At 25.6% G+C, this 4060-nt stretch carries 6 protein-coding genes; all 6 read left to right on the forward strand.

Features of this window, described 5'->3' with window-relative positions; all coding sequences use genetic code 11:
- Positions 1-439: Fic family protein (locus tag Q0649_RS06585; protein WP_298839081.1), on the forward strand; the 439-nt coding region annotated here is incomplete at its 5' end.
- A 244-nt stretch (positions 440-683) separates the two neighbouring features.
- A complete protein-coding gene (locus Q0649_RS06590; RefSeq protein WP_298839083.1) occupies positions 684-842 on the forward strand; it encodes an aspartyl-phosphate phosphatase Spo0E family protein in 159 nt (52 codons plus the stop codon).
- A 328-nt stretch (positions 843-1170) separates the two neighbouring features.
- The gene (locus tag Q0649_RS06595; RefSeq protein WP_298839085.1) at positions 1171-1302 is read left to right on the forward strand and encodes a cyclic lactone autoinducer peptide; all 132 of its coding nucleotides are present in this window, start codon (positions 1171-1173) and stop codon (positions 1300-1302) included.
- Positions 1303-1389: 87 nt separating this feature from the next.
- Positions 1390-2700: a sensor histidine kinase gene (locus Q0649_RS06600; protein WP_367179358.1), complete on the forward strand. Its 1311-nt coding sequence runs from the start codon at positions 1390-1392 to the stop codon at positions 2698-2700.
- Between the two features lie 15 nt (positions 2701-2715).
- Complete coding sequence (locus Q0649_RS06605; RefSeq protein ID WP_298839088.1) at positions 2716-3300, forward strand: accessory gene regulator B family protein; 585 nt, start codon at positions 2716-2718, stop codon at positions 3298-3300.
- Between the two features lie 133 nt (positions 3301-3433).
- Positions 3434-4060 (forward strand): sporulation transcription factor Spo0A (gene spo0A / locus Q0649_RS06610; protein WP_298839091.1); only part of this gene is annotated, 627 nt, incomplete at its 3' end.

A 4060-nucleotide genomic window follows, 5' to 3' on the forward strand; every position in this document is an offset into this window, starting at 1 on the left:
AAAGGGGTTTTCAGGTAGCTTTAAAAAAATTCCTAATATGCTTAGTGGCTTAGATGAAATAAAACTTGCAGAGCCACATGAAGTTGAACCTTTATTATTAGGTCTTATTGAGAGTTATAATACTAAAAAGACTACAAGCATTAATTTACATGAATTATCTTACTTTCATAGTAATTTTGAAAAAATACATCCATTTCAAGATGGTAATGGCAGAATAGGTAGGTTTCTTTTACTTAAACAATGTTTAGAAAATAATATAGATTTAATAGCTATTGATGAAAAATACAATAAAGAATATAGGGATGCTCTATATGAATCTCAATTAAATCAAAATTATGATAACCTTATTAAGATTTTTAAAAAGTGTCAAAATTATATAAAATCTAAAGAAGATATTATCATTTCAAGCAATGAGGCATTAAAAAATTTAAAAAAATAATATTAAAATACCCACCTGAGCTCAGATGGGTATTTATTTTGGTTCAATATAACATTTTATTATGTTGAATGCCTTTTGTCTTATTAAATATAAGATTTTTGTTTATATAATACGAAATTATAATATTTATTCAGAACGCAAATCAAATTACAGACATGGGTATCAATTATTCAAAGAATTTATTATATATTACTATAATAATACCCCTAATTTTATTATAATTAATAATGAAAGGAGGGGTATTATGACACATTTGGAAGAAATAGTGCGTGAAATAGAGAAAATTAGAGTTCTCATTTATCAGTTAATAAATGAAAATGAGGCACTAACTGACCAAAAATTAGTAGTACTTAGCCAAAAGCTAGACGAGCTAATAAATGAATATGATAAATTATTAAATTAAAGTTAATAATTTACCGTATAAAATCAATTAAGGAGCCTAAGGGCTCCTTTCCATGCTCAAAAATAAAGGGGATTAATAGCATTGGGCACCAGGTTTAAAGAAAAATCCAAAAAATTTAGGAAGTGTTACTTTTTAATTTTTTTTAGATTTAACAGATTTACATTGGCTGAGTAAGCATTCTATTTTGAGCACCATTATCTGATTTATAATATGTTAGGCTTGTATGCATTTTTTAAATTTGTAAATATATATTAAATTATAAAGGAATATGTAAAGTTTTGTAGAATATATAATATTAAAATAATTTTAAAATAAGGGGGTACTAATATTGAAAAAACTAATTTGTATGAGTATTACTATGATAGGATGTCTAGCATTATTTTTGGGAAATATAGCGATTATGCCAGCATCACTTCTTAATGCACATGAACCTAATTGCCCTGATGAATTCTTAAGGTAAAAATGTTGACTCTTTTGTAAGGAACTTTTAATTTTTACTACAAAAATAATGCAAAAGAGTCAATAAGTTATTAAGGAGAAGATAAAAATGACTAGAGAAATAATACTTGATATTTTTGAGGCATTAATATTATTGGGAGTTTTTAGTTTCTTAACGAACCAAAAAAAGTATATTATTGAGAATAAAATCAAAACCGGATTGTTTTGTATAATATACGTTGTTACAACTTATTTGAGTACAATTTATTTTAATAATAATTTATACCATACGCTATTTACAATAGTAATTTCTATATTGTTACTAATATTTATTACAAAAACAAATCTGTATTCTTCTATTATCATATTTTCGTTATTTTTCACAATAATATTTGTTACAGAAACTTTAACTCAATTTATTGAAATGTTTATACTTAAGGTTGGATTAACTCAAATTTTGACGATTTCTAAGTACGAACTTATTTTTATAGTTGGGAGTAAATCGCTACAGATACTTGTTTTAATTATACTCTTAAAATATAATGTGTTTTCAAATAAGATTAAACTATTCAATAGAGAAAAATCTCTTTTTTCTGAGTTTTTAATAGAACTAGGCATCTTTAGTCTATTTCTATTTATTTTATTATTCAGTGTTTTAGATATTGAGAATAACAAAACATATGATACATTAATTTTCAGTGCATTTTTTATCTTTTCATTAATCGCATTTATACATTTGAAAGAAAATGAGAAGTTAATAAATATAAACAATAAATATAAAGTTCAAGAATACCAAATTTCTAATATGGAGGAAATACTTAATATTATTAGACAAGAAAAACATGATTATGCTAATCATATAAATGTTATACAAGCCTTGTGTTGTTTAAACAAGCCAAATACTGTTGAGCGAATAAAAGAATATGTATCAAAACTTTCAGACATAATTCACTTATCATTTAGCTATTTAGATACTGGAAATGATTATTTAGATGGTTTGTTATCAATAAAAAATAACTATGCAACTCAAAATGGAATTGATTTCAAGGTACTTATTGATGAATCTTTTAGTTTGCTAAGGATTAGGGAGGATGAGTTAATAAGTATCATTAGCAATATTATAGATAATGCGTTTGAGGCATTAAGGTTAAAATCATTAGATGAAAATAAGGAAATATCTATTACTACTTTCTTAGATGATAAGAAGTTTTGTATTCAAATAGCAGATAATGGAGACGGTATTCCTGAAGAAATAATAAACAAAATTTTTGAAAAGGGGTATTCAACAAAAACTAAGGAAAAGGGTGATCATGGGTATGGATTATATATTACTAGACAACTAGTCGAGCATAATAATGGAATCATATCTGTAGAAAGGACTACATTAAAAACTAAATTTTTAATTGAATTTTTAATGTAGAAGAAGGATAAATAAATGAATAAATTAGTAAGTTGTTTAGTGAAAAAGATTTCTGAAACAAATTCTCAATTTACGGAACTAGAGCTAAAAAAAATGGAATATGGATTGGTCTGTTTATTTGATGAAGTAACTAAGATTATTCCATATTATATTATATTCTATTTATTTTCACTTCAACAATACTATATAGTTATTTTTGCGTTTTTTTGTCCAATAAGATTATTTTCAGGTGGTTTTCATGCAAAAACATATTGCGGATGTTTTTTTATTAGTTTTGTAACTTTCTGTGTAATGATTATTATCGGTAAATATATAACAATAAATAGTCTTACTTCAACATTAGTGTTAATTATTTCTGTTTTGCTTGTATATATTTTTTCTCCTGTTGATAATGTTAATAAAAGAATAAAAGGTAAAGATAGAAGAAACAAACTCAAATGTTTATCTGTTGTTACGACTTCTTTACTGAGTGGAACGTGTTATATTATACCGGATAAATTCTTTACTACAGCAGTTCTAGCTATTTTTATAGCTGTAATGATGATGATGATGGGGTACATAAACAATAATAACGATAAATATTGCTCAAGTGACAATTAATTAGTCACTTGATTAGATGGTATTAATTCATGATCTTTTTCTCATTATACAAAGAGATAAGCACAGACTGAAAAGACATGCAGAATTTATAAATATTAGGGTATCCCCCTGAGATGTAAAGGAGATTACAAATATGCAAGAGTCAAAAACAAAAGTAATCATTGCTGATGACAACAAAGAATTTTCTAATATTCTTTACGATTATCTATCAGATCAAAAGGATATAGTTGTCACTGGAATTGCAAATAATGGAGTAGAAGTACTAAAGTTGATTGAGGAAAAAAAACCTGATTTAGTAATACTTGATATGATTATGCCTGTTCTCGACGGTTTGGGGGTTCTAGAAAGGTTAAATACAATAAATCTAGATCCAATGCCTCATATAATAGTTTCATCAGCAATTGGTCATGATAAAATAACAAAAAAAGCCCTAGCATTAGGAGCAGACTATTACGTCCTAAAACCTTTTAACATGGATATATTAGTTGAGAGAATAAGAGACATTATAAATAACTCTACATGTAATATAAATATAAAAGAAACACTAACTTATCATGATAAGCCTGAAGTTAATATAAATAAGAGTCAACCAATTGATATGATCATTCAAATAACTAATATTATGCATGAAATTGGGATACCTCCTAATTTAAAAGGTTATATGTATTTAAGGGAAGCAATAAACATGTTAGTGAATGATATTGGACTTTTATCATCAATTACAAAAAAATTATACCCATTGCTAGGTGAAAAATTTAAT

This window comes from uncultured Clostridium sp. (assembly GCF_937920395.1).
Lineage (GTDB): Bacteria > Bacillota > Clostridia > Clostridiales > Clostridiaceae > Clostridium_AD.